This is a genomic window from Ruminococcus bromii, assembly GCF_002834225.1.
Classification (GTDB): Bacteria; Bacillota; Clostridia; order Oscillospirales; family Acutalibacteraceae; genus Ruminococcoides; species Ruminococcoides bromii.
In genome coordinates this window covers 1-4,021 of sequence record NZ_NNSR01000027.1, presented here as the reverse complement: position 1 = coordinate 4,021, position 4,021 = coordinate 1, and the positions used below count along the sequence as shown (strand labels likewise).

Annotated in this window: 4 protein-coding genes and 1 pseudogene; all 5 read right to left on the bottom strand. The window is 33.5% G+C overall.

Annotated features, from left to right (window positions below):
- Positions 1–488: pseudogene (locus tag RBATCC27255_RS02350) on the bottom strand (RHS repeat domain-containing protein); the annotation flags it as partial.
- Positions 489–920: 432 nt separating this feature from the next.
- On the bottom strand, positions 921–1,439 hold the full coding sequence (locus RBATCC27255_RS02345) for a hypothetical protein (RefSeq protein WP_101028567.1): 519 nt from the start codon (positions 1,437–1,439) through the stop codon (positions 921–923).
- 17 nt (positions 1,440–1,456) lie between these two features.
- The gene (locus RBATCC27255_RS10720; protein ID WP_423242034.1) at positions 1,457–2,296 is read right to left on the bottom strand and encodes an RHS repeat-associated core domain-containing protein; all 840 of its coding nucleotides are present in this window, start codon (positions 2,294–2,296) and stop codon (positions 1,457–1,459) included.
- A gap of 450 nt (positions 2,297–2,746) precedes the next feature.
- Positions 2,747–3,427 carry a hypothetical protein gene (locus RBATCC27255_RS02335; protein WP_101028565.1) on the bottom strand — a complete coding sequence of 227 codons (681 nt, stop codon included), beginning with the start codon at positions 3,425–3,427 and terminating at the stop codon, positions 2,747–2,749.
- Positions 3,428–3,450: 23 nt separating this feature from the next.
- A partial coding sequence (locus RBATCC27255_RS02330) for an RHS repeat-associated core domain-containing protein (RefSeq protein ID WP_278292186.1) occupies positions 3,451–4,021 on the bottom strand: 571 nt, incomplete at its 5' end.

Sequence of the window (4,021 nt, the reverse complement as noted above, 5' to 3'; positions counted from 1 at the left end):
TTTTTGTTGCTGTCGTAGTAATAGTTGGTCTTAACTCCGTCAACGGTTTTCTGTGTTCTCATACCGTTTGAGTCATAACTCATTTGAATAGAACTATCGGAAGTGTTGATTTTCTTGAGAATTCTTCCGTTCTCCCATTCAAAACTCATTCCGTCACGGTATGAAAGCGGATTGCCGTTTGCATCGTAGGTAATATTGTCACCATTGATTTTTGTCAGTTTGTCTTTCCAGCTTGTATCGGTGTACTCATATGTATTACCATGCTGTGTTCCTGTAGGATAACCGTAGTTTGGATCAAGAACCTGTTCATATTTATTTTGCAGGTTTCCTGCTCCGTCATAAGAATAGTTAATGTAGAACTTATTTACATAATCATATTCTTCTTTAAGCTCGTTAAGACTGTCATAAGTGTACTTGTTTATGAGTTTGCCGTTTTGCTTAATCTCGGTAATATTGCCGTTTGCATCATAAGAATAATCATATGACAAAACGCTGTCACTGCCGTATGACTGACTGAACTTACTGATAAGATTAGTTGTTGAATTTTCAGCCTTGCCGTTTGCGTACTCATAGTCTGTATTAAATACAAGAGTACCGTCACTGCGGACAGTTCTGACCTGTGTAGTTCTGCCAAAATCATCGGTTGTAGTTTTGGCGGTAATACCATCATTGCTTACATACGATTTTCCGTTTTCGGATAGTAAAAAGAGTGTTCATTATCGGAAAATTCATATTTTCCCCATTCTGAATAATCATATTCCTTTAAGGAGCACCCTGTGCATACCAATATTATAACGGTCAGAACCAATGTAAATATTTTTTCACTTTATGTTTTCTGCTCATCTTAAATCCATCATGTCAAGCTGCGCACTGCTATATAGCGCAGATATGAGTTGCTTCAAATCAAACTTCACAGACAATTACCCGAAATCATCAATTCCCCAGTCGATCGCGCCGCTGTCATATTTATCGGAAAACTCCTCGGCGGTATATTCGTTCATTTCATACGAAAGCACAATATCGTCATAATTATCGTAGGCGAAAGCGTATAAATTTTCTGGTACGGTGTAGCTGTCAATGCTAAAGACGTAATACAAATCGTCCTTTTTAATAAATATTTGTTTAGAAGCATAGCCCACCTCGTCAAAATCGCCCGACAAAATCGTCTTCACATCCCCAGTTTGCCCTGTATTAAGGCGCAGTCCAAGATCGTCTTCAAGCCAAGAATCCTTTGCTTTATCTTCCTCATCATGTTTGGTCAGCACTACCTTGCCGGAAAAGAGATATGTTGCGCCCTCATTATAGTAATTTACCTCCATATCATATTCATCAACCCTGACGGTTGACAAATATCCCAACACATCGTCAATATTGCATCCCGACAAAATAATAGCAATAGTAGCTAACAAAAATATCAGCTTCGGTACGGTAAATTTCATCTTAGCCTCCTTTTGCATCAATGTCGACATCTGAACGTGCCTGAAAATTTATACTGTATACGCCATGAGTAGGGAACTATCAATCCGAGCGATTGAGGATAATATCCTAAAATGTTATTTATACACATGGTCAATAAATTCTTTTTACTTTTAGTCCAATGTTCAAAATCGTAGTCATCAGTAAAAGTTACTGTCACACTATAAGCAATGTCATGCCTTTTGTTAACATTACCGTATATTACATAGCAGATATTTACTTTACATTGACCTATCGATAAATATAAGTCTCGTTCACCCGTATAATAAGGATCAAAAGTTCCACTATAAATCATATATAATCGATTTTGGTGATACATTCTTTCTAATGCCGGATATAAATTTATGATGTGATATTTCTTCTTAAAATTATAATATGCTATCGAACCCAAAATTTTATCGGCATACATACTATTATCCGAAAAATCGTAACACTTGTAGCGTTGCCTATTAAGTATTGAATGAAAATAGAATTGTAATGGCATTGACTTCTTCACTGCGTACAAGCCTAACATCCATAACCAAGCTGTTTTACCATTTGTATCCGTATTACTAATTGCATTATTATCACAATATGTATACAAATTTGCCATCAAGGACGGGAACATAATGTAATGTGTATCGTCCGCATTCAAAAATCTGCCTGTGAATGGATCGTAGTAGCGGCTTTGGAGATAATAGAGTGAAGTTTCGGTATCATAAACATAGCCCCGGTAGAGAATCGGGTTTATTTCTCGAATTGTCGGCTCGCCTTTGATATCTTTTATGTTACCCCAAGCGTCATAAACATAGCTTGCGACTTCTGTACCCGAAAGGTCAATTATTCTGACTACATCATTAAGGTTGTCGCTGTTTTCGCTTTAAATTGTATCATAAACAAAAAGCAAATACAACATAATATCTACTGTTTTGGTACGATTTCAGTGACTTATGAGGGGGCTTGCCTATGGAAGTTTTTTGTATCTGTATTTCATTATGAACTTACAATTTAATAAAAGATATCCAGAAAGCAACTTTTCCTTTACACGCAATTACCGTTGACGACAAACAGCCTATGCAGTTATATTATGCCGTAAGAGAATTTTGCCTTAAAGTTCCCCTACGCTTCGTACACAAAGGCGAAATTTCAAAAATAAATATAAATCTCTCATCTTTAGAATGTTATAACTAATTCAGGCACGAGAAAGAGGCATACCGCTCGGTATGCCTCTTTCTTTTTAATAATTTTATTGATTTACTCAAATATTTTATTCTTGCAAACAAATTAACTTTTAAGAAATATATCTATACAATTTGATTATATTTCTTACGAATGTATAAGCAGAATGCATTATAACTAATATTGAAATAACGCTATAAAACAAGTTATTACCACAATCTGCTATGAATACAAACGATAAAATTCCCACAAACAATAAGAATAGACTCTGTGTTACGCACAATAAAAACTGATTTCTTTTATAATTACTTTTATTCAATATTTTTTTCTCATTAAGCTCAATGTCAGTTATTTCTATTTCATCATTTGATGATACCTGTGGGTAATTATAGAAATCATTTCCACCAATATAATTTTGTTTTCCCATAAAATCAAAATTCACATTCAGGAAAATATTTTCTCTTTCAATCAAATTTTCATCAAAAGTAGCATTAAAATCAAAGGATATAAAGTCGATATAATTGTCCCATGAAGTAATTCTGTAATTATTAATCTTGCCTCCGCTTTCAACCTCCTTTCTATAAAAATAAGGAAAATATGGAAGCAAGTTTTTTAAATTAAAATGAAATTTATTTTTTATTTTCATAGTGTTGTAAATAATAATATTGATTTTATATGTCCCACTTTTGGTAATAGGAATACGCTTTTGATTTTTAAATATATCGATACCATTTACAATAATTTCACATTTGCTATCATTGTAATTGTTAAGATTAACTATTAAGTTTGCCATATTTAAAACCTCTTTTATACTTACTAAATGCGTATAACACCATCAAAATGTTTATCAGTAACAATATCAAGAACTCCCGCAATAAATGCCCCGGTAGATAGAAACATACAAACCGCGTCATATAATTGATTTACTCTTTTACTGTTAAGAACACCCAAAATCTTTCCTATTCCTTTATTGATAAAGTCATCTCGAATTAATTTTTTAGAGGTTCTTATAACTTTCATTAATAGCTTATTAAGTAATCTAGTAAATTTAATAAGAATTTTTTTGCATTTTGATATTATTTTCTTTATTATATACTTTGCAACTTTTTTTACTCCATATTTTTTGAGGTACGTTTTTACTGCAATTTTTATTGCATGGTATGCTAAGGCAACAGGTGCTGCAAACACATCGATAATCAAATCAATACCAAATGATACCCAACCACTAGATATACCTATGCTATAGCCTTTATTGTCCATATTCATTACCACATTATTCTCACAGTAAGAGAACATATTTGTGCTTAGCGGAGTACCTGACTGGGTATCAGCATATACATCCGCATTCAAAAATCTGCCTGTGAATGGATCGTAGTAGCGGCTTTGG